Raw genomic sequence first — 22,123 nt, 5'->3', positions numbered from 1 at the left:
CCTCTGTTTGGTGATCAACAGCCCGGCTCTACGCCCGACTGGCAACCCGACTATCTTGACCAGCAAGACTCGCGGCTTTCCGACCCCGCCTCGCAACGGGTTTGGCATTAATTCTGATGTCATGCGGGCCGGCCGAAGCGTAAGCCGCGCTACTTGCATTCTGTTTAAAACTGGGTGGCCAGACGAAAATCCACCCGGTTCTCGCCCACCCGCACATCGCCCTGCTCCAGCAGCGGGATGGCAAAGTCGAACTCGCCCTGCAGGTGGCGCCACAAATCGAAACGCAAACCCATGCCGGTGGAGGCCAGGGCAATGTTGTCTTCATTACCGGGCAAGGCATCGACCAACCAGCCGCGTCCGCCGTCCACGAACCACAACAGCCGCAAGTTATCCACCTTCTCCCAATCGTTCGGCGCCAGTCGCGGACTGTACAACTCCAGAGAACCGGTGATGCCGTCGTCGGCCAGGGCATGGGTTTCCAGGTAACCGCGCACGCTTTGCGCGCCGCCCATGGAAAACTGTTCGTTACTGATCATCGGCGAATCGGCATACTGGCCGTTGACGCGGCTGACCAGCATCATGTCCCAGGGCAGATCGTGGCGAAAATTCAACCCGCCGGTCAGATAGGCGTAATTGGAACGGGCCAGAAAGCGTTTCTCGGCGAATTGCCTTTCTTCGCTGCCCAAGCCGCGAATAGCGAAATTCACCCCGAAATTAAAACTCAACAGCGACTCCTTGCCGCGCAGAACGCCGCTGTATTGCGCCATGAACGGCAGGTAATGAATGGGGGTTTTCAGGGTATCCGCCCCCAGCAAGGCCAAATCTTCCTTGAAATCCTTGTAATCGAAACCCACCGTCAGATTGTGCGAATAATCCTTCAGTGCCTTCAGCGGGCTGATCAGGCGGGCGCCGTAAATATCGCCGGTACCGATCACGGCCAGCGCACCGGCGCTGGCCACCTGCGAGGTAGAAGACGAACTGACCGCATACATGGCCAAACGCTTGTCGCTATCGAACACTGGCATCACGTAGCTGCCCACCAGCACATCCACCTCTTGCGGATTTTCCGGCGCGGTCTGATACATCAAGGAAGCGCTATGATATTTCTGCCACAGGTTGTCGTAGCGTACCGAGGCGATGGTGCGCAAACGCGAGGTATTGGCGGTGTTGTGGGCGTTGATTTCCAGCTTGGCGTGCAAGGGCAGTTCGTCCTTGACCTTCAAATCCACTTCCAGCGTGCCCGGCGTTTCGCCGGCTCGCAGGATGGGCACGATCTGTCTATCGTTGCTCTGGGCGGTGAGCTCCGCCAGCTGGGCCTGCATCTTGGGAAAATTGGGTACCGTGCCTTCCGCCAGCTCGGACACCGTGGCCTTGATCCGGCCTTGATCGAAATACCGCGAGTCCTTGACCCGCAATTTGGAAATTTTGCCTTCGGAAACCTGCAGATACACCACGCCGTTTTTGACATCCTGCTCGGGAATATCCACCGCCACGGTCTGATAACCCAGACTGCGATACAGCTCTTCCAGGCTGGCGCGGGCCTGTTCGACGATGTCTATGCTTTTTTTCGGCCCCAGAAACGGATAAATGGTGCGTTCCAGCTGTTTTTTCTCGATCAGGCTGTTGCCCTTGATCCGTAATTCCAGCAAATCGAAGCTGGCTGCATTGGCTTGCCCGCCGGGCTGCTCCGCTTGCGCTTGTGTTTGCTCCGCCTCGTCCATCATCTCCACTTCCTGGCCCCGGACCGGGCCGGGCGCCAGCAATACAAAGCTGGTCGCCATCAGGACAACGTTTGCGAATCGGGTATCGTTTAACTGCATGGTTTGGAATGTTCCGAAATAAACCGGTTCTCCCGCTGAAAACCGCCAGCCGGCTATTCTAGGCAGGAATCTTTAAGGTTTTGTGACAAGTCGGCGAGTCGGCCTAAACAAAAAAAGGTATGTCAGACATACCCGTAAAAGTGTTGTAAAAATGTCTTGACAAATCATCGTCGCTGCCTGCCGGCAACTTAAGTCAAGCAAGACCCGGCAAGATTGACTGGCCGGGCCTCGTGACTCCGGCCGACCGCAGAAACCCGCGGCCGGCCGATTAAACTACATCCCTGTGCGGCGTCCCTGCCGCCCGTCCGTCCCTATCGAGCCTTAATTGATAGGCTTGTTGTTGTTGACGACCGATTTGATAACCGGTACCTGGCAGTTGCTCAAGGAACCCTTGACTTCGTGCGAGTAGGGGTTGACCGGCGCATTCAGATTCAAGGTATGGCTGTAGCTGAAGTTATTGCCGTTAGCCAGATAGCCCGATGGGCCGAACGGATGCACAAAACCGGAATTCAACTCGGTGGCAATGATGCTGGGCGCGCCGGCATCCTTGGCGATTTGGGCGATCACGGTTTTCTTGTCCTGGCTGATGGCTTTACGGTATTGGAAGGTATATTCCACCCAGTCCATGTATCTGCCCTTGAAGACGTTTTCCAGGGTTGGCGCCACGCCGTCGACCTTGACGAAACGGTAAGGTCTGGTATGGGTGGCATTGTTTTCCAGGCTTTGCATGCCGATGGCCCAGCCGGTGGCTAAACTGGGATTGACATCGGTGGTGAACACGTCTGGGTTGGTGCTGGTGACTTTTTTAGCCGTGTTGGTGCCGCGGGCAAAGTCGGTCAGACACAATTCCATGTCGCCGGAACCGGATACCTCGTGCTTGACCGGACCAGCCAGCGCGCTTCCGCCCCAATCAGGATCCAGACCGGCCGTGCTGCAGGGGTTGTTGAGGAATTTGGCGTACATTTGCGCGCCGGTACCGGAACCGTCGATACGCTTGCAAAAATGCAGCTTGGTATCGGACGGAGTGACGTTGCGCACCACCGGCGGGTTGACGGTGTCGTCGGTATAGGTCATGCCGGCGGTCAGGGTGGTCAGGGCAGTGCCGTTGACGCTGAACTCGTTCCAGCGCTTGATTTGACCGGATACCAGGGTAGCCACCTGCTCCTTGCTCAGGCTGGGCATGCAGGCCTCGGTATAAGCGCCGGCGCTGCAGCTGCTGGGCGCATCCAGCAAGCCCTGGGCTTTTTGCAGGGCGATATACAGGTTGTCGGTAACCGGCACGCCGAAAATCAGGGAGGCCGCCGGCACCACGGTCAGCACCGCATCGGCCTGGGCTGGATTAACCGCCGAGGCATTGGAAGGTTTGTTGGGGCCGACGAACAATTTGGGTTCCACGTCGGATACGCCGGCATCGGACACCACGTTCACCAGGTTGGCACCGGCCGCGTTACAATCCCAGTTGCCCGAGCCCACGTTGGTGCAGTTGCCGTTGTCTATGCGCATGTGCGCAATCGCCACGCCGTCGATCAAGGGGTTGACGCCCTGCGCCGAGCCGCCTTGCGAACGTTTGTGAAACAGAATTTTCGCGCTGGTTACCGCCGAACCGTTTACCGTCAGGTTGGGGATTTCAGAGGCGGATACGGTGCAAAAGAAGGCGTTGTGGTTTCTGCCCTTGGTGGAAGCCGCGCCCGGATCGTCGCGGTAGATATCCAGCGTGCCGGGTGTGCACATGCTTGTGAACAGGGCTTTCAGGCCTTTATCCGGCGCGGTGGCTCCGGACATGAAGATTTCCAGATCGGGCGTCACGCCCGGTGCGTGCGCCAGAGCGCCTTGCGAGAATCCCGCCAAAGAAGCCAGCGCAACGGCGGCCGATAATACGTGCTTTTTCATATTGATTACCATGGAAATTAAAAACATACCTTGGCCGGCCCGCCGCCGTGGCAAAGCCGTCATCCCTGACGCGCCGGCCGTTTGCCTGCCTAAGGATTCCGCCCAAAATAACTTCCGCATTCTGTTCCCTCGCCCTCCGGGAGAGGGTTAGGGTGAGGGGTATAAATAGGGCAGTTATTAGGGCCGGAATCCTAAAGGCTTAAGCGGCTTTACGACGGTTCAGACCCAGCAGGCCCAAAAGAGCGCTACCGAACATCCACGCGGCGGCCGGCACCGGTACTTCAGATACCGCCGATACGTCGTATTTCAGTACCGCGACGCCGTTGTTGATGTCGAACAACCATTTGCCGCCGAAAACCGTCAATTCGCCGGTATCGAAATCATCGGCATTGACTCTTTCCTGCAGAAAAGCCAGCGCTTCGCCGACATTGCCCTGGGCCTGGAATGGCAGCGCGGTCAGGAAGTCGTTGCCGTAAACAGCGGTATAACCTTGCTCGCCGACGCTTCTAAAGGTGCTCAGGTTGTTGGCGTTGCTGTCCTGGGTTTGAATGTCCGCAACCAGCGTACTCCACACGCCTTGTGTGTTGTTAATATCGGCGGCATTAACGTCGATTACCGCCGGCGCGGCGCTTACCGAGGTGGTGTAGAAACCGAAGATCGGTAAATCGCTCAGTTCATTCAACAGCTGATGACCGCCGGAAACACCCCAGGTTACGTTGTGGCTGGCATCGTAAGTCGCCAGGAATGCTTGAAAATTGCTGTCCGCATTCAACAAGGCGGACCATGAATCCAGAGTCTGATCGCTGCTGGTGCGGAATTGGGCAATCGTGATACCCAGATCCAGCGTGTAGCTGTTTTGGGCGGTATAGTTGACCAAGTTGAACAACAACTCGCTACCGTCAGCTGTTGCATCGCCGATAGCCTGAATACGGGCCTCGGCAACGCCGGTCATGGACATGGCGATTGCCGCGACGGCAACCGATTTAGCTAAAATTTTCATAGATTTCCTCATGTTTAAATTGGTTGTACACAAGGTGACGATCCGGCCGTCTTGGCTTCCTTGTCATTGCCGCCCTTGCGGGCGGCAAGCCCTTACGCGGCTACTCCCGGCGGGAGTACGACTAACATCAAGACCCGTGATTTTCCGTCCCCGCCTCGCGACGGGTTTGGCTTTTACACGCTTTACTATCTAACACTCAAAGAGTGGCGTTTCCCCGCTACCATTTTTTGAACCCCCTGTTTTCCAACTCCCTAACCCGCTCCCTTGCCGCTCCCTCTGCGTGCCGTCCCTGTTCCCACGTTTTCCCTATCCGTTGGCCGGAGGTTGCGCATACGCTCCCCCGAGCCTTGGACATATTGTTTCAAAGCAAATGCGCGGTTTCAGTTACACGTCCATGACAATTCGGTTAAACGTATTACATTGGTGATACAAAGGAGACTTGTAGGCCGGAATAAGCCGCCAGGCGTTTCCGGCACACCGGCTTGCCGAAAACGCTTGCGCGCGCTAGGCTGGCAAACCACTTTTCCGGCCGACTTTGCCTCATGAGCGACTACCGACGTTTGTACATTCCGGGCGGCTGTTATTTTTTTACCGTGGTGACTTATTGACGCCGGGCGATTTTTTGCGACCGGCAACGGGTCATGTTGCTTCGGCAAGCGTTTCGGGAGGTCAAGAACAAGCGGCCTTTCGATCTGTTGGCGGCGGTGGTTTTGCCGGACCATCTGCATTGCATATGGCGCCTGCCGCCGGACGACGCCGACTTTTCCAGCCGCTGGCAAATGGTGAAAACGGCGTTTTCGCGGCGCATTAGCGCCAGGGTCAAGGCGGACGGCGCCAAAACCGTTTGGCAACCGCGCTTTTACGAGCATTGCTTGCGCGACGAAAGCGACTTTCGGCGCCACCTGGATTATCTGCATTACAATCCGGTCAAACACGGCTTGGCGCATTCTCCCGCCGACTGGCCGCATAGTTCCTTTAAACATTTCGTCAACCGGGGCTGGTATACCCACGATTGGGCCGCCGCCGGCCTTGATCCCGCGAATATTGCGCCGGAATGGATACGCAGGCCGGAATAAGCCGCCAGGCGTTTCCGGCGCGCGGGCTTTGAATTGCCGGAAACGCGGTGCTTATTCCGGCCTACGATTTATGCCGATTTATGCCAGCGTGCCGTCCGGCAAGGCGCTGTCGACCGCTCGTCGAATTTGAAAAAAACCATGCCCTTGCCGAAATACCGAAAGTTGTAGGCCGGAATAAGCCGCCAGGCGTTTCCGGCGCGCCGGTCTCGAATTGCCGGAAACGCCGAGCTTATTCCGGCCCACGGTTTATGCCGCCCAAGGTCAGCGTGCCGTCCAGCAAGGGGCTGTCGGCCGCGTGCCGCCGCATGTCCAGCTTGGCGACCACCACGCCATGCTGTTGCCGCATGACCGCCAGCCAATAGACCAGCTTGTCGAAGGGAATGGCTTGCAGCTCGAGTTCTATCCCCTCCTCCGCAGCCGCTTGCCGCTTGCCGATATAGCTTTCCAGATCCAACTGCCGGCTGCTGCCGGCAATGGCCGCCGCCGGCTCCATGGGCGAAACAGCGCTGTATTCGCCCGACCCGCGCAGTTGCGCCGCCCGTTGCGCCACCTCCCGCAAATGCTGGCGAACTTGTTGGCGGACTTGCAGTTGTTGCCGCAGGCGCCGGTTTTCCTCCCGCATCGGTTCGTACAGCCCGCCGTAGACCGCCGCCAAAGCGACCACCGCCATACCAGCGACCGCCAACATTTGTTCGCGCGCCGACAAGGCCCGCCAACGCCGGATCACATCAGTTTTGTCGAATGGCAATTTCCGCCTCCACGCCTTCGGCAACGCCGGTCGCCGCCACGATATCAGCCTGCGTGCCGCCCTCGCCGCTTAGCCTATCTTTAAATTGTTCCAGGCCGGCCGCGTCCGGCGCCAGCAGTTTGATACGCAACACCTCGCCGTCGAATTGCAGGCCTTGCAACCTGATTTGCGGGGCTTCCATCAATGGCCCGCCCGCGACATGCAACAAGGCCAAAAAGCCGCCCGCGTTGTGCCGGGATTGCTCATGCAAGGCCTGCAACTGCTGATCCGCTTGCGCCTTAATATTGACCAAGCGCTTGACTTCCGGAAAGGTTTGCCGGAACAAGGCCTCGCTGTCGGCCTCCAAAGCTTGCAATTGCTGTTGTTGCAGCCGCTGCAAGTTCCACTGCCCGGCCAGTTGCGCCAGCAAGGCGGCCAGTAAAATCAAGGCCGCCGGCAACCATGCCTTCAGGCTGCCGGAACGCCGGCTTGGCGGAGCGTATGCGCCGACCAGCAGATTCAAGCCGGTCGCCGCCCGCCATTGCTCGGCATACAGCGCCAGCGGCTCCCGCCATTCCCGCGCCTGGACTTCGACCGGCAGCGGGCCGAAATCCGCGCCTCCGGGCGCGGACCACAGTTGCAAACTGCCTCGCAGTTGTCCGTCCGCATGGAGTTTTTCCAGCAACACGCCGCACAAATCCGCCTCGCCGCCGCCGCCCAGCCATGCGCCGAATCTGCACACGCCGCTGCCGCCTTCCAGCAACATGGCGCATTCGCCCGCATGCCACGGCAACAACAAGGGTTCCGGCAAGGCCATGCTCAAGCGCAAGCCGGCCGCCGCGAAGCGCGCCATGCAGGCCGTCATCGCTTGCCGGTCGACGGCGGCCACGGCTATGGCTCCGTCGCGCGCGGCCCGGCACCAACTGAAATGGTAAGCCTCGACGTCCAGCGCCAGCGAATCTTCCAGCGCATACGGCAGAGCCTTGGCGATTTGCCCGGCGCCGCGTAGCGGCAGATCCAGTTGCAGCAACAATATCGAGGCCGCCGGCCAAACCAGGATCAGCGGCCGCTCCCGCGCCAGACCGGCCAGTTCGCGCAGACCGCCGACATGCACGCCGTCGGCCGGCGCCGCCAAATCCAGCCATTGCGCTTGTTGCGGGCCGGACAATTCCCGCAGCAATATCGGCTCAGTCATATTGCCACCCTTCGCGCGCGCGGCCGACCACTGCCACGGCGCCGTCGCCGTCCTTGCGCAACAGCGATTCGAAACGCAAACGCGTCCCGCCCATATCCACCGATCCCGCCAATAAAAAGTATTTGCTCTGCACGCTCAAACCGTATCTACCGATGCCGCTGCCCAGCACCGCCTCGTCCTTTAAAAACTCATCCAGATCGGCGAAGGGTTTGCCGCTGGCCCGAAACATGGAAGCCGCTCGGTCGGCGCTGATGTCGTCCGCCAGACAACGCAGCACTTCGGGAGCGGCGGTGTTGACGTTGATGGGCGCATAACCCGGCAGGACGCTGACGAAAGGCCGCAGCTTGCGAAAAACTTCCGGCGTCACGCCCTGTATCAGACGCAATTCGCCGAGATCCGCAAACTCGCGGTTGGCGGCTCTGCCCGGCGGCTGGCGGCGGGAATAGGCTTCGTCTTCCGCTCCGAACGGATAACGAATATCGCCGTCGGCATCGATCCAGTCCAGGATGGCATCCAGCAATTCGCCGTTCAGTTCCAAGTGCCGCAACAGCCGCCTCAGGCGCTGCGCATCGGTCTGACTGACTTCGCCGTCCACCAATAGATTGTTCAAATTGATTTTGCCCTGCGCTTCGGCCAGACTTGCCCGCAATTCGGCGCCGCCGTCTTCCCGCAGGCGTAGCGGCTTTTGCCGGTCGCCGGCCTCGTCCCGCAGGCGCGCCAAGGCCCAGCTCTCCAGGCTGTGGGCATGGGCCCAGGCCTGATCGCCGCGCAGCTGGTTTTCGGTGCGCCGAATATCCAGTTGCCGTTCGCCGGACATGGACACTATGGTCACGGTGGCCAAGGCCAGCACCAGCAACACAGTAATCAAGGCCACTCCGCGTTGCCGCCGCATCCGCCGTCCCGCGCTCATCGCAACCAAAATCCGCGCCGAATCCGGCCCAGGCCCGGCACATTCAGCGTCACTTCCACCGCCCTGGGCAAGCCGGCGCCGGCCACCGGCCAGCTTGTGCTCCAATCGGCGCCGAAAAAGCGGATTTGCAAGGCCTCGGCCTCCATGATGCGTTTTCGCAAGGGCCGGCTTTGCTGCGTCCTGTCCAGGGTATGCCAAACCAGCCGGTACAAGACGCCGGATTCGAAACGGTAACTGACGCGTAGCAGGCCGCTTGCGGTATTGTTCGGCAACAATTCCGGCGTGGCGCGGGTCAGTGTCAACAATTCCCGGCCCATGCCGCCGCGAAACTCGTCCTCCAGGTCGCCGAGCTCGTCGCGCACCGCGCGCGGCACGGCCTGCTGCAAATCTTCGTTCAATAAATACAGGGCCTGCCGCAGTTGTTGCATTTGTTCCGCCCTGCCCCGCGTGGCCCGGCCGGCATCGAGGACGGCTTTCAAGCCGCCGTAGGCCATGCCGGCCATGATGGCGAAAATCGCCATGGCAATCAGCAACTCCAGCAAGGTAAAGCCTCGGGCCCGAACCCGGCCTCCGTTCACGACGGCTCCGGCACATAGCCGATCAGCTCGACATAAGGCGTTTTTTCGCCGTCGGCAAACACCTGTACCCGATAGCGCAAAACCCCTCTTCCCATGCCATGGCCGACCGAGCGCGAAATGCGCCAAAACCAGCGCCGGCCGGCCATGTCTTCCCAACCCTCGGCGGTCTCCGGCCTTTCCTCCGTCAGACGCAGTTGCAGCAGACGGTTGTGCGCCACCTGTTCGGCCAGGGTGGCGTTTTCCAGAAAACCCAGATTGCGGATATTGTTGGCGGCGATTTTGATCAGGGCGCTCATCAGGATGGCCAGTATCGCCAATGCGATCAACACTTCCAGCAAGGTGAAACCAGCTTGGCGCCGGCGGGAAGATTCGGGCTCAGCGTGGAGCCCGGTCATGGGATAACTCCGGCGGCGGCGATTTCCCAACCGCGCTCCCCGCCATTGCCGATCTGCAGGCTGCCGTGAGAATCGCCGATGTCTATGCGTATGCTGTCGGCTTGAGCATCCGGGATCAGCAATATGCCCGGCCGGGGCTTTGCCCCCAAGCCCGGCCGGGCGGCCAGCACTTGCTTGTTGTCGTTTATCCGCAGGCCCAGGCGTAAATCGCCGTCCAGTTCGCGGGCCCGAAACACCGCGTCGCCGGTTTCTTCCAACCAGCCGGATTCGGTCAGGATCAGAAAGCGGTAGCCGTGGGCAAACAGTTCCAGCGCCATGGCTTGGCCGCGCAACTGGCTTTCCTGTTCCGCCAGGTCCAGCAGGGTTTGCAGGCGCTCCGCCTCCAGCAGCGGCCGCCTGTCCTTGCCGTCGTTGCCGATAGCCAGCATGGCCATGCCCGTCATGACGCCGATCAACACCAGCACGATCAATAATTCGATCAGCGTAAAGCCGCCGGCGCGCATGGCCCGGTTTATTTAAGCTTCCAGTTGGCAATATCGGCATTGGCCTCTTCGCCGCCTTCCACGCCGTCGGCGCCGAAGGAATACAAATCGTATTCGCCGTGCAGGCCCGGCTTCAGATACATGTAGGGCTTGCCCCAGGCATCGGTCGGCAGTTGGTCCAGATAGCCGCCCTGCTTCCAATGCGCGCCGGGCGCCAGTCCCGCCGGCTTGGTCACCAAAGCCTCCAGGCCCTGCTCGGTACTGGGGTAGCTGAAATTATCCAGCCGGTACAAATCCAGCGCCGCGCCGATGGCGCGGATGTCCTGCATGCTGCGGGTGGCGCGGGCTTCGTCCGGCCTGCCCATGATTTTCGGCACCACGATGGACGCCAGTATCCCCAATATCACCACCACGATCATTACTTCGATCAGAGTAAAACCTTGCTGTATTTTTTTGTTCATGCCAGTCAAAAAGTGTTGTGCAAACGGATAGCCGGCCGGCGGCTGTTGTGACGGAAATATTAAGAAACCAACGTGACAGGCGTATGACAAACCCCGTCAAGTCCCGTGCGTAAGCAGGACAATTTTGGGATTTCGAGCGGTTTAACCGTTTTGTCACAATCGGTTTTTAAGATGCCATTCGTGTGACGGGCTTCGCATTATCGAGCGCCCGCGCCGCTTATTCGAATCGCAACTTAAACCGGAAACGACATTATGAAACGCAAATCCATCGCTCTCGCCATCGCCGCCGCGCTGGCATCCGGCTCGGCCAGCGCCGCCGGCGGCTTTAACTGGAATCTGGAATGGACCTTTAACCACACCGCCGCCAACGGCTCCAAGGCCATGGGCTCGGAAATCGTGGCTTTCGATGCGGCCAACGACCGCCTGTGGGTGGCGGGCACCGACGCCAACGGCGCCAATCTGGGCCTGGGCGGTATCGATATCCTGGATATGTCCGGCAATTTGCTGCAAAGCATCGACACCAGCAGCCTGGGCGGCATCAACAGCGTGGCGCTCGGTAACGGTCTGGCCGCGATTGCCTTGACCGCTCCGATCAAAACCGATCCCGGTCTGGTGCGGTTTTACGATGCCGGCAACTACAACGTACTGCAAGACGTGACGGTGGGCGCCAACCCGGATGCGGTGACCTTTACTCCCAACGGCGGCAAATTGCTGGTCGCCAACGAAGGCGAACCCAGCAGTTATCTGGTCGGCCCCAGCGGCGACCCGCTCGGCTCGGTCAGCATCATCGATACCGCCACTTTTAATGTACAAACCGCCAGCTTCGAAGCCTTCAACGCCCAGGCCGACACTTTGAAAGCCGCCGGCGTGCGCTTGACCGGCCCCAACGCCAGCGTGGCACAGGATCTGGAACCCGAGTACATCGCGGTCAGCAAGGACGGCACCACCGCCATGGTCACGCTGCAGGAAGCCAACTCGGTGGCCATCGTCGATATCGAAAGCGCCAGCGTCACCGCCATCAAGGCGCTGGGACTGAAGGATCACAGCCTGCCCGGCAACGGTCTGGACGTATCCGACCGGGACGGTGCCGGCAACAACCCGCTGAACGGCAACATCCAAAACTGGAACGTGCAGGGCATGTATATGCCGGACGGCATTGCCGGCTTTGAAAAATCCGGCAAGCAGTATTACGTCATCGCCAACGAAGGCGACTCGCGGGCGGATTGGCCGGGCGGCAACGATGAACTCCGCCTGGGCAGCGCGGTAATCGATGCGGCGTTGAACGACGCCATGACCTTGGCCCACGGCGCCGATTGGCAGACCAACAACGACAAACTGAACCGCCTGACCGTTTCGACCAGCGGCGACCTGGACGGCGACGGCGATCTGGATGCCATTCACGTGTTCGGCGGCCGCTCATTCTCGATTCTGGACGCGGCCGGCACCATGCTATTCGACTCCGGCAACCAACTGGAACAGATCATCATGGCCTTTTATCCGCAATTATGGGACGACACCCGTAGCGACAACAAGGGCCCGGAACCGGAAAGCGCGGTGGTCGGCCAGGTCAACGGCCGCGACCTGCTGTTTTTGGGCCTGGAACGCTCCAATGCCGTGATGGTATGGGACTTGACCGACTTGGCCAACATCACGTTTCTGGACATGCTGTTCACCGCCGGCGATATCAGCCCGGAAGGCTTGAGCTTCTTCAGCAACGCCAGCGGCCATTATCTGGCCGTCGCCAACGAAGTCAGCGGCACCACTTCGCTGTATAAGGTTTCGGCCGTGCCGGTACCGGGCGCGGTATGGTTGTTCGGTTCGGTCATGCTGGGATTTTTGGGCGTTTCCCGCCGCAAGAACTAAAGGCCGCCGCCGGGTCGCGGCCTTCGCCCGACCCGGCTCGCCGGATTGGCCGGCTTACGCCGGGATTGATGGTGGTCGCGATTTGCGGGGCCATCATGGGCGCCGGCTCGTTGAAGCCGTGGGAACGGTTTTACCAAACCCGTCTCCGCAAGGAAGCTATAATCCAAGCTCCCACAATCTTAAAATCATCGGCGCTATGCGTAAGCTTTTGAAAGCCGCCAGCCTTGCACTGCCTCTGACCCTGTTTTCATTCGACACGGCTCATGCCATCCGCCCCTTGGTGACCGACGATGCCCGGGTGGTCGGCGAGGGATTGGCGCAATTGGAAAGTTGGCTGGACGCCAACCGGGAAGGCATCAGCCACAATGTGTTGGCCGCTTACGGCCCGACCGAATGGCTGGAATTGACCAGCGGTTTCGTCCATGGCGGTAATTACTCTGCCGTTGATGCCGGCTACGGCATCAACGGTCCCTTGTTTCAACTGAAGGCACTAGCCTTCGAGCCGCTGCCGGATGGCGCGCCCGGTCTGGCATGGGTGGCCGGTTTCATTCCACCCTGGGGATACGGCTCGCTGAAACCCGAGGGCAGCACGGCATTCGGCTTTCTGGCCGCCACCGAGTCTTTGTTCGACGACAAATTGCAATTGCACGCCAACCTGGGCGTGGCCGCCGCGCAAACGGACCAGTTGTGGAAAACCGCAACGACCGGCGGATTCGGCATGCAAAGTCACATTGTTGCCGGCTTGCACGGAGTTGCCGAAATTTATTACGGCGACCCGTACGCACCCTTGCACGCCAAATGGCAAAGTCAGATCGGTTTTCGTTATGTGATCAGCGATACGCTGCAGTTCGACGGCACGATAGGCAAAAACGTCAAGGACGACCGCGACCGCTGGTGGACCTTGGGGATTCGTCTGGTCACCCCCGATTGACATTTCTCGTCTGGCGATTCGTAACGCCTCCACTGCTCCTGCTTTTAACTTTCTTCACCGTATTGTCATAAACCCCGGCTAGCATATCCGGGTGGCAATCTCCCGCTCCGCCGCGAGGCTTTTGTAAAAAATCGCTCGAGCCGGGCTTGGCAACAAAAACAGTATCTATTCGGCGCGCGGCATCATTATCCATCCCGCTACGGAGGGTGTCGTAAAAGCCACCTCTCCCGGAGGGAGAGGGTTCTGTTATGGCTTTTACGACACACTCGTCCCGGAGAAGGGATAGGCAGCTAAAACTAAATAGTTAACAAACACAATTCATCAACATCACGAGGTATTCGATATGAACTTAGGCGTCACGGAACTGCTATTGATTTTAACCATGGTCATCATCATTTTCGGCACCAAAAAACTGCGCGGCATGGGCGGCGACCTGGGCGGCGCGATACGCAGCTTTAAACAGGCCATGAACGAGCCCGCGCTGGACGAGCACGCGGCTCAAACCGGCGCGCTGAAAAAACCGCTTGCCGAAAACGCCGAACATAGCTCCTGAGCGCCATGTTCGACGTCGGTTTTTCGGAAATGCTGATGGTGGGTCTGGTGGGCCTGCTGGTACTGGGCCCGGAACGTTTGCCCAAGCTGGCCCGCGAAGCGGCACTGTGGCTGGGCAAGGCCCGCTCGCTGCTGCACGATGCCAAGGCGGAAATCAAACGCGAACTGGACCTGGAAGAATTGAAGGAATTACGGGCCCTGAACGAATCCATGCAATTGCCGCGCATCGATCCGCTGGCGCTGTTACAGGAATCCGCCAGTCAAACCGAGTCGGCGGAAACGATAGGCCGGCCGGCGCCCGCATCCAGCGGAGCAAGCCATGGCTGACGGAGATTTTTCCGGGGATTCCGCCCGCATGAGCTGGCTGGGACATTTGCTGGAACTGCGCAACCGGGTATTGAAATCGGTGCTATTCGTGCTGTTGGTTTTTGCCGGACTGGCTTATTACGCCAACGAGATTTATGCCCAACTGGCCGACCCGCTGCTGCGCTATATGCCGGCGGGCTCGCAAATGATAGCCATCGAAGTGGCGTCGCCGTTTCTGATTCCTTTCAAACTGGCCTTCCTGGCCGCCGTGCTGCTGGCGGTGCCGTTTCTGCTTTATCAGGCCTGGGCCTTTGTCGCCCCCGGTTTGCGCCGGGCGGAAAAGCGCCTGTTTTTCCCCTTGCTGCTGGCCAGCACGCTGTTGTTTTACCTCGGTCTGGCGTTTGCCTATTTCGCGGTGTTTCCGGTGATCTTCGGTTTCATGGTAACCGCCGCGCCGCAAGGGGTGGCCGTCATGACCGACATCGGCCATTACCTGGACTTTGTCATACGCATGCTGATCGCCTTCGGCGCGGTGTTCGAAGTGCCGATATTCACCCTGTTGCTGGTCAAAAGCGGCTTGGTCGAATACCGCACCCTGCATGACCAACGCGCTTACGTGATCGTGGGAGCCTTCATCATCGGCGCACTGCTGACCCCGCCGGACGTCATTTCGCAAACCCTGATGGCGGTGCCGATCTGGCTGCTGTTCGAGCTCGGCGTGCTGCTGGCCTACCTTTCCACCGCCAAATCCGACAGGACAACCGAACTGGCGCCGGACAACCGCTAGGGATTTTGCTACTAACGCTCATGAACCCGGCGCATCGCCCCGGCCCATAAAAACAATCTTCCAAGGCGCGGTTGCTTGTTGGACAGGCGTTGGCGGCAAGGATGCCGCCGCCGAGCCTACACGGACGTATTCACGGCGTCCTGTCCGGCAAGCAATCTCACCCAACCTAATATTTTACTTTCAGAGTAACAAGCTCCCCTTTTGACTAAGGATGCTGTCGTAAAATCGGATCAGTCCCTTCTCCCTCGGGAGGCTGTCGCAAAAGCTCCCTCTCCTCGCGGGAGAGGGTTGGGGAGAGGGGAAATAACAAGGTAAGGCGTTGATTTTCTATACCCTCACCCTGCCCTCTCCCGGAGGGAGAGGGTTCTTTTATGGCTTTTACGGCAGTTTCCAAAGGGAAAGACTATCTGTAACGGAAGCCTATTCGGCGCCTCGGCCCGCGCGCTTGCATGTCATAAACCGCTAACATCAATTTCACAATCGTGTCACAGCTCGCATTTATGCTTTCGGCTCCACCAACCAAGCTATAACATTGAAAATGAAAACAAATTACGAATTGAAGGAAGCGGGGCTATCCGGCCCGCTCGAAGGCGTCATGCAACGCGACATCGACCGCCGCACCGTGTTGCGCGGTATTTTTCTGGGTCTGGGCGCGGCCAGTCTGCCGGCCTGGGTCGTCAAGGACGCGATTGCGCAAACCCAACTGGTCGGCGGACCGGAACTGGATATTCCCTACGGCCCATTGGGCGGCCAGGACTTCGGCCCGCTGGAACTGAAAACCGTCGGCGACAATATCGCGTCCGTCAATCACCAGCTATACGGACCGGCCGGTTTCGACGTGCGGGTGGTAATGCGCTACAACGTCAATCCGGTTACCCTCGACGATAGCCGTCAACCGCTGGGTCATATCGATCCCGACGGCGGCGCGGTGTTCATGGCGCCCGACGACGGTTGGGTTTATGTTTCCAATCATGAAGAAGGATCCACCACCGGCAACGCGTTTGGCGGCGTCAGTTCGATCCGCTTCGACGCCGAGGGCAACGTCATCGACTATTACCGCATCTGCACCGGTACCCGCAATAACTGCGCCGGCGGTCAAACGCCCTGGGGTACCTGGATCACCTGCGAGGAAGTCACCGGCGGTTACGCTTTTGAATGCGACCCTTGGGGCGTAGTACCGCAACGCCGCCTGGACGCGCTGGGCGCCCGCAACGGCCGCGAGGCGGTGGCTATCGACCCTATCAACCACGTCTGCTATCAAACCCTGGACACCAATCCCGGCAAATTCGTCCGCTTCGTCTCGAACCCGGACGATCTGGAAGTAACGGCCGACGGCGTTACCCGCATGCGCATGGAAAGCGGTGTATCGCAGCGTTTGTTCATCCCGCAGTTCAACGATTTACCCGGTTTTAATAACATCGTGGTTCCCAATACCGCCAGCGGCAGTTCGCAATTACGTCAAGCCCGTCCTATCCAGTGGGTAGCAGACACCGGCAGCAACGGCACCAATTTCAACGGCGGCGAAGGCATCTGGTATTACGAAATTCCGGAAGGTCTGCGTACCATTCCAAGCGCTGGCAGCAAACCGACCCGCGGCGTGATGTTCTTTGCCAGCAAGGGCGACGGCCGCATCTGGGCGATCGACATCGAAAACGATTTGATCGAGCTGATTTACGACACCCACAACAACCAAGCCTTCACCAACCTGCGCAACGCCAATGGCGCGTTGAGCAATTACAGCCAGGTGGATAACGTGGTGGTCAGCCCTGGCGGCGACGTGTTGGTGGCGGAAGACGGCACAGCTATGCGTCTGGCCATCATCACCAACAACCAGCAACCCAAATTGCTGATGCAAATCACTCGCGGCGGTTCGGAAATTTGCGGCCCGGCCTTTACCCCCGACGGCTCGCGACTGTATTTCTCCAGCCAAGCCGGCCCCGGCGGACTGAGCGGTACCCAGAACCGTGGCGTGATTTATGAAATGACCATTCCGCCGCGCTTCCGCGCCTTGCAAAAAGCCGACGGCTTCAGCTTTATCGAGCGCTTGAACGTGGCACCGGCCGTGCTCGTGGAGTCCGAATCCGTCGCCATCGACGGTTTTATCGGCCCATTGACGGTCAGCATAGGCGGCGGCAATAACGCCGAATTCAGCATTGATGAGGGTAATTGGACCAACGAAGCGGCCTCCATTGAGGCTGGCCAGACCTTGCGCGTGCGCCACTTGAGCGCGGAAACCATAGGCGAAGCCGTCGAAACCACCGTCACGATAGGCCTGAGCAGCGGCGCCAGCCGCACCACGGCGGCATTCCGCACAACAACCGCCGAAGCCAGCACGACGCCGGATGCCTTCGATTTCGGCACACAGGAAAACGTGGCGGCCAACAGCTTGATCGAGTCCGCGAGCATCGTACTGACCGGCTTCAACCTGCCGACGACTATCGTCTGCGATGGCAACGCCGAATACCGCATCGGTAACGGTCCGTGGACCAATGCCAACGGCGAACTGAAACCGGAACAAAGCCTACAAATGCGGCACCTGTCGTCGGCTTCGCCGCTGTTCGTTACGCGTTCGTCGCTCACCGTCGGCGGCGTAAGCGGTTATTTCACCACGCGGACCACCGGCGGCAACCTGACGCCGCCCAAACGCAGATCGTAACGGCAACCAGCAACGGAGCCGCGCGGACAGGCCGGATGACATTCCGTCGCCGCGCGGCTCTCTCAACCCAATGAATTTACGAAATCAATATTAGGTAAACCCATGAAAAAACACATGATGTCAATGATAGTGCTGCTTGGCTTGATGGCCGGCGGCGCTCAAGCAAGCAGTTTCGATTACGACCAAGCCTGGAACGGCACTAGCGATGCATTCTCTTCGCAGAACGATCCCGTCTCATTCGGCGACTACGCCAAGGTCTACGATAATTTCACATTGACCCGCACACTGACGGTTACCGAGGTCAGCTGGACCGGCGGTTTTTATGACGCACCTTCAAACGGCGGCATTTCCCAATTCTTGATCGAGTTTTGGTCGGATAACAACAATGCCCCCGCTTCGCTGCTGTTTTCCGAGACCGTAGCCGGTTCCGCCGGTGAAACCTTGCTGAGCGATCTGGGCAGCATAGTGATGTACAGCTACCACACGGTTTTGGCCAGCGGCTTCCTTGCGCTGGAAAACACCCAATACTGGCTGTCTATTCAACCCAGCCTGAACTCTCCCGCCGAGTGGGGTTGGGCCTCCAGCAACGTGGGCGACGGCCTGGGCTATCAAGACTTTCTGGGCGAGCGTTTCAATGACGCCGGCGATAGGGCGTTTCACCTGACTACTGTACCCGAACCGTCAATCCTGTGCCTGATGGCATTGGGCTTGGCCGCCATGGCCGGCAAGCGCCGCAACGGTCCGTTGAGCGCCTGATTGCTCTTGTTTTAAAGGAAAAACCCGCTTGGCGATTTAGCCATGGCTTTTCGGCTCCTTATAAGTCCGCCCCTTCATCCAGACGATCAAGGGGCGGCGTTGCGGTTTCGGTCAGCAGAGGCTATGGCTCGCGGTATTGCCTTCCTTCCAATCTGTCATCAAACCTTTATATACAGGTAACGACTCCGTCACAGTGAAGGCTTAATGTGTGAAGTGCGACACATAATCATCCCATTCACCATTATCACAAGGAGTCTCTACATGATTTCAGGCAAACCCTTACTGCTCGCTTCGGCTTTATCCGCCGGTATGTTGTTCACCGCAAGTTCCGAAGCGGCCCTGGAAGCGCGCGGCAACGACATGTACTACGACACCGTTTTGAACGTCACCTGGCTGAACCAAAGCCAAGCCGTTCAATCCTGGCAAGAGGCGCTGGACTGGGTAGCCGGCCTGTCTCATGCCGGCATCAGCGGCTGGCGCTTGCCGACCGTTTCTCCGGTCAACGGTTCATCGTTTCAATACGCCGAGAGCGTGGACGGCGGCACCGACTGGAGCTACAACATTTCCAGCCCGGCGTCCGAACTGGCTCATTTGTATTACGTCACGCTGAATAACAGCGGCGCATACGCCAGCAACGGCGACTATATCGACGGCAAGTTGACCAACAAGGGCCCGCTGTCCAACTTGCAAGCCGACCTGTATTGGACAGCTACCGAATACGCCCCCGACCCGGCCAATTTCGCCTGGTCCTTCCTGACCGATTTAGGCCTGCAAACCGACGCCCTGAAAACCGGCAACGGTTATGCGATTGCGGTATTCAACGGCGACGTTTCGCAAGTGCCGGTTCCGTCCGCCATTTGGTTGTTCAGCTCGGCTCTGGCCGGTTTGGCGGGCCTACGCCGCCGCGAAGCCGCCTGATCGCCGACTGAAAACACTGTGGGAATGTCCGCAATAGGGCATTCCCGCTGGGCAGCGCCGGACTGGCCGCCGGGATACCCAATGGTCACAAGAACGGGCCTCCATTACCATGGATGGCAAGCTTAGCTCCGTCCGTGGAGTACGGATTTCGCCAATCGCCGCCGAAATGACGAGCACTTCCCGGAATCCGACAAATACCATCTTCGCGACTATGCGTCTCTCCCACCGGACTGCCACCACCGGCCGGGGCCGTGCCTTCATGGTAGGCGTCGTAAAAAGCTCCCTCTCCTTGCAGGAGAGGGCTGGGGTGAGGGGAAATAACAAGGCAAGGCGTTGATTTTTATACCCTCACCCTAACCTTCTCCTTTATGCCCCGTGGGTGCGGCGGGAGAAGGGACTGATCGGCCATTACGGCGCCCTCTCATGAGCGATGGGATGACCTCCCGCATGCCCAAACTCTCCAGGCAAAAAAAGCAAGGCCGGTAAAACCGGCCTTGTTGTTCATGCGCTTGGGTTAATGCCCGAACGTCCCTGTCCGGGCTAAGCGTAAAACGCTTACAAGCCGACCACGCCACCGTCTTCGCGGGTGATGACGATGGTGGAACTGCGTGGACGCGGACCCACCGGGTCGGCTACCACAACCGCATCGCCGGGTTGACGATACACCGCGCCGTGGTCAGGCCAGTTGCTGGTGAAGCCCAGGCTGGCGCTGGAGCGGTCGCCAGGATGCTGGAAGTTGACGAACAGGTTTTTGCCGTCCGGGGTCGACACCACACCGGTGGTTTCCTGATCGTTGGGACCGACCAAAAAGCGCTTGATTTCGCCGCTGATCGGGTTGGCGGCCAGCATTTGGTTGGCGCCGAAGGGGCCGGACAATTGCTGAGAGCCGCTCATATCGGTCTGAATCCACAGGATGCCGTTTTGGTCCAGCCACAAACCGTCCGGGCTGGCGAAGATGTTGTCTTGGGTCAGCGCGGGGCCGCCTTGTTCCGGCAACACTTGGCTGTCGGATTCGATACCGCCCAACACGAAGATGTCCCACTCGAATTTGGTGGCCCAGGAACGGTTGCCCTGCTCGCGCCAGCGGATGATATGGCCGTAAGGATTTGGGCCGCGCGGATTGGCGGCGTCGATATTGCCGGCGTTGCGGCTGCCGTTGTTGGTCATGGTCATATAGACTTCGCGGGTTTGCGGATGCACCGTGCCCCACTCCGGTCTGTCCATTTTGGTGGCGCCGACCACGTCGGCCGCCAGACGGGTGTTGACCAATACGTCGGCCTGATCGGCAAAAGCCACGCCCTTGGCAAACGCGGCGGCCTGGAACGCCAAGTCGTTGATGTCCAATGCCAGCCATTCGCCGGTGCCGTCGTCGTTGAAGCGCGCCACGTACAAAGTGCCTTGATCCAGGATGTCGCCATTGACGTTTTTGCTGTAACGGGCCTTGGTGACGAATTTATAGACATATTCGTTTTGCGCATCGTCGCCGGAGTAAAAAACGACCGGTTGACCCAATTGCGGCGGCGATAACCAGCAACCTTCGTGCCCGAAACGTCCCATCGCGGTGCGTTTTTTCGGCGTGCTGTTGGGGTTGAACGGATCGATCTCGACGATCCAGCCTTGGCCGTTGGGCTCGTTGCGGTAGTCGTCGACAGGATCGGCCGCTTTAACCGAGGCGTCGAAGCGGATGTATTGATCGGCGCCGCCCTGCGCGGTTTCCCAGCGGTAACGGCCGGCGCTGGTGCTGACACCGTAACGGGCGTGCTCGCGCGGACGACCTGTGCGATTGACGAAATAACCCGACCAGTTTTCCTCGCAGGTCAGGTAAGTGCCCCAAGGTGTATAACCGTGACCGCAGTTGTTGATGGTGCCGCGGGTCATGGTGCCGTCGGGGCTGTATTTGGTTTTGACGAAATCGCTGCCGCGCACCGGACCACGGATTTCCATCGGTGTGTTGGCGGTGATGCGGCGATTGTAACCACCCTGCACGACGCCCCATTCGCCAGTGAATGGGTCTTTCTTGACTTCGATGACGCTGACGCCGTGGGCGGCGATTTCCTTACGGACTTGGTCTTCCGGGCGCGGATTGCTGTTGATGGCGCCGCCTTGATGCAGGTTGTATTGATCGACGTACTCGTGATTCACGCACAACAAGCCGTGGCCGTTCGGATTGCTGGCCATCGGGAAATAATGCATGCCGTCATGATGCGAACCCACTTGCTGCTCCTGCTCGGCGCCGCTGTTGCTGCCGTCGGCTTTATAAGCGGGATAGCTGCCGGTCAATGGGGTACCCCAAGGCGCCAGGGTTTGTGCTTTATAGCCGGCCGGTACGGTAGCGTTATCGGAACGGGTGGGCGGAACCGCCGCAAAACCCAGGCTTGGGTTCAAGGCGAAAGACGGATTAGCGCCGGCCGCCGGCGGTAAAAAGCTGCCGGCCGCCGCCGCGACATTGCCCAGGCTGGAAGCGCCGAACATGCCGGCCACGGCGGCGGTCAAGCTGCCGCTCAACATGTCGCGGCGGGACAAACGCTTTTCCAGAATGCTGGAAAAATGCGGGTTGTCGGAATGATTGCTCATCGGCTCGTCGCCGGAGTCGATCAGGTTATGCTCGTTATCGTTCATGTAAGTTCTCTCTCGTGTTGGCTAAGGTTGAGCGCTCAAATTAGCAACGGGAGATGAAAAATCCGTGACAGGTTTAAGACCGAAAAATGACAACAATGCGCGTATTACGTTTTACCGTTTCGTCAACAAATCCTCATGGCTTTGTCACATGACTGCTTTGAAATATGGCCGGTACGGCAGCGCTTGCCTCGTTTACCGCCA

At 59.2% G+C, this 22,123-nt stretch carries 19 protein-coding genes, 1 pseudogene and 2 riboswitches; of the genes and pseudogenes, 9 read left to right on the top strand and 11 right to left on the bottom strand.

Annotated features, from left to right (window positions below):
• Positions 1–37: 37 nt before the first annotated feature.
• A riboswitch (cyclic di-GMP riboswitch) is annotated at positions 38–116 on the bottom strand.
• A 48-nt stretch (positions 117–164) separates the two neighbouring features.
• The 3 genes from NP590_RS05295 to NP590_RS05285 all read right to left on the bottom strand — a co-directional run bounded on the left by NP590_RS05295 (position 165) and on the right by NP590_RS05285 (position 4,710).
• The gene (locus tag NP590_RS05295; protein WP_256601218.1) at positions 165–1,781 is read right to left on the bottom strand and encodes a ShlB/FhaC/HecB family hemolysin secretion/activation protein; all 1,617 of its coding nucleotides are present in this window, start codon (positions 1,779–1,781) and stop codon (positions 165–167) included.
• A gap of 360 nt (positions 1,782–2,141) precedes the next feature.
• Positions 2,142–3,710, bottom strand: a complete 1,569-nt coding sequence (locus tag NP590_RS05290; protein WP_256601217.1) for a hypothetical protein — start codon at positions 3,708–3,710, stop codon at positions 2,142–2,144.
• A 199-nt stretch (positions 3,711–3,909) separates the two neighbouring features.
• Positions 3,910–4,710, bottom strand: a complete 801-nt coding sequence (locus NP590_RS05285) for a hypothetical protein (RefSeq protein ID WP_256601216.1) — start codon at positions 4,708–4,710, stop codon at positions 3,910–3,912.
• 108 nt (positions 4,711–4,818) lie between these two features.
• Positions 4,819–4,891: riboswitch (cyclic di-GMP riboswitch) on the bottom strand.
• A gap of 361 nt (positions 4,892–5,252) precedes the next feature.
• On the opposite strand from NP590_RS05285, the pseudogene NP590_RS05280 reads away from it, so the two are divergent.
• Positions 5,253–5,786, top strand: a pseudogene (locus NP590_RS05280) (REP-associated tyrosine transposase).
• Between the two features lie 229 nt (positions 5,787–6,015).
• Here the strand turns inward: NP590_RS05280 and NP590_RS05275 are convergent.
• From NP590_RS05275 to gspG, 7 genes are read right to left on the bottom strand one after another with little or no spacing between them, the layout of a single operon-like run.
• Positions 6,016–6,534, bottom strand: coding sequence for a type II secretion system protein M (locus NP590_RS05275; protein ID WP_256601214.1), 519 nt, complete (start codon positions 6,532–6,534; stop codon positions 6,016–6,018).
• Complete coding sequence (gene gspL, locus NP590_RS05270) at positions 6,515–7,708, bottom strand: type II secretion system protein GspL (RefSeq protein ID WP_256601213.1); 1,194 nt, start codon at positions 7,706–7,708, stop codon at positions 6,515–6,517. The genes NP590_RS05275 and gspL overlap by 20 nt, the downstream gene beginning before the upstream one ends.
• Positions 7,701–8,618 carry a type II secretion system minor pseudopilin GspK gene (gspK, locus tag NP590_RS05265; protein ID WP_256601212.1) on the bottom strand — a complete coding sequence of 306 codons (918 nt, stop codon included), beginning with the start codon at positions 8,616–8,618 and terminating at the stop codon, positions 7,701–7,703. Before gspK ends, gspL begins: the two co-directional genes overlap by 8 nt.
• Complete coding sequence (gene gspJ, locus NP590_RS05260) at positions 8,615–9,196, bottom strand: type II secretion system minor pseudopilin GspJ (protein WP_256601211.1); 582 nt, start codon at positions 9,194–9,196, stop codon at positions 8,615–8,617. The genes gspK and gspJ overlap by 4 nt, the downstream gene beginning before the upstream one ends.
• A complete protein-coding gene (gspI, locus tag NP590_RS05255; protein ID WP_256601210.1) occupies positions 9,193–9,591 on the bottom strand; it encodes a type II secretion system minor pseudopilin GspI in 399 nt (132 codons plus the stop codon). Before gspI ends, gspJ begins: the two co-directional genes overlap by 4 nt.
• Entirely contained in the window at positions 9,588–10,094 is a 507-nt protein-coding gene (gspH, locus tag NP590_RS05250) for a type II secretion system minor pseudopilin GspH (protein ID WP_256601209.1), read from the bottom strand. The genes gspI and gspH overlap by 4 nt, the downstream gene beginning before the upstream one ends.
• Before the next feature lie 8 nt (positions 10,095–10,102).
• Positions 10,103–10,534 carry a type II secretion system major pseudopilin GspG gene (gene gspG / locus NP590_RS05245; RefSeq protein WP_256601208.1) on the bottom strand — a complete coding sequence of 144 codons (432 nt, stop codon included), beginning with the start codon at positions 10,532–10,534 and terminating at the stop codon, positions 10,103–10,105.
• Positions 10,535–10,786: 252 nt separating this feature from the next.
• Here gspG and NP590_RS05240 point away from each other — a divergent pair, with 252 nt between their 5' ends.
• From NP590_RS05240 to NP590_RS05205, 8 genes are all read left to right on the top strand, one after another.
• Positions 10,787–12,397, top strand: coding sequence for a choice-of-anchor I family protein (locus tag NP590_RS05240; RefSeq protein ID WP_256601207.1), 1,611 nt, complete (start codon positions 10,787–10,789; stop codon positions 12,395–12,397).
• 196 nt (positions 12,398–12,593) lie between these two features.
• Positions 12,594–13,328: a PA4824 family protein gene (locus tag NP590_RS05235; protein WP_256601206.1), complete on the top strand. Its 735-nt coding sequence runs from the start codon at positions 12,594–12,596 to the stop codon at positions 13,326–13,328.
• Between the two features lie 343 nt (positions 13,329–13,671).
• The gene (gene tatA / locus NP590_RS20565) at positions 13,672–13,881 is read left to right on the top strand and encodes a twin-arginine translocase TatA/TatE family subunit (protein WP_371927246.1); all 210 of its coding nucleotides are present in this window, start codon (positions 13,672–13,674) and stop codon (positions 13,879–13,881) included.
• A 5-nt stretch (positions 13,882–13,886) separates the two neighbouring features.
• Positions 13,887–14,207, top strand: a complete 321-nt coding sequence (gene tatB, locus NP590_RS05225; protein ID WP_256601205.1) for a Sec-independent protein translocase protein TatB — start codon at positions 13,887–13,889, stop codon at positions 14,205–14,207.
• Entirely contained in the window at positions 14,200–14,973 is a 774-nt protein-coding gene (gene tatC / locus NP590_RS05220; RefSeq protein WP_256601204.1) for a twin-arginine translocase subunit TatC, read from the top strand. The genes tatB and tatC overlap by 8 nt, the downstream gene beginning before the upstream one ends.
• A gap of 538 nt (positions 14,974–15,511) precedes the next feature.
• A complete protein-coding gene (locus tag NP590_RS05215) occupies positions 15,512–17,629 on the top strand; it encodes an alkaline phosphatase PhoX (RefSeq protein WP_256601265.1) in 2,118 nt (705 codons plus the stop codon).
• A 102-nt stretch (positions 17,630–17,731) separates the two neighbouring features.
• The gene (locus NP590_RS05210) at positions 17,732–18,385 is read left to right on the top strand and encodes a PEP-CTERM sorting domain-containing protein (protein ID WP_256601203.1); all 654 of its coding nucleotides are present in this window, start codon (positions 17,732–17,734) and stop codon (positions 18,383–18,385) included.
• Positions 18,386–18,646: 261 nt separating this feature from the next.
• A complete protein-coding gene (locus NP590_RS05205) occupies positions 18,647–19,303 on the top strand; it encodes a hypothetical protein (protein WP_256601202.1) in 657 nt (218 codons plus the stop codon).
• Between the two features lie 555 nt (positions 19,304–19,858).
• Here NP590_RS05205 and NP590_RS05200 read toward each other — a convergent pair.
• Positions 19,859–21,922: a PhoX family protein gene (locus NP590_RS05200; RefSeq protein WP_256601201.1), complete on the bottom strand. Its 2,064-nt coding sequence runs from the start codon at positions 21,920–21,922 to the stop codon at positions 19,859–19,861.
• Between the last annotated feature and the right edge of the window lie 201 nt (positions 21,923–22,123).

It is taken from the genome of Methylomonas subterranea (assembly GCF_024505185.1).
GTDB lineage: Bacteria > Pseudomonadota > Gammaproteobacteria > Methylococcales > Methylomonadaceae > Methylomonas > Methylomonas subterranea.
The sequence above is the reverse complement of the archived record's forward strand: the minus strand, read 5'-3'. Positions and strand labels throughout refer to the sequence as shown.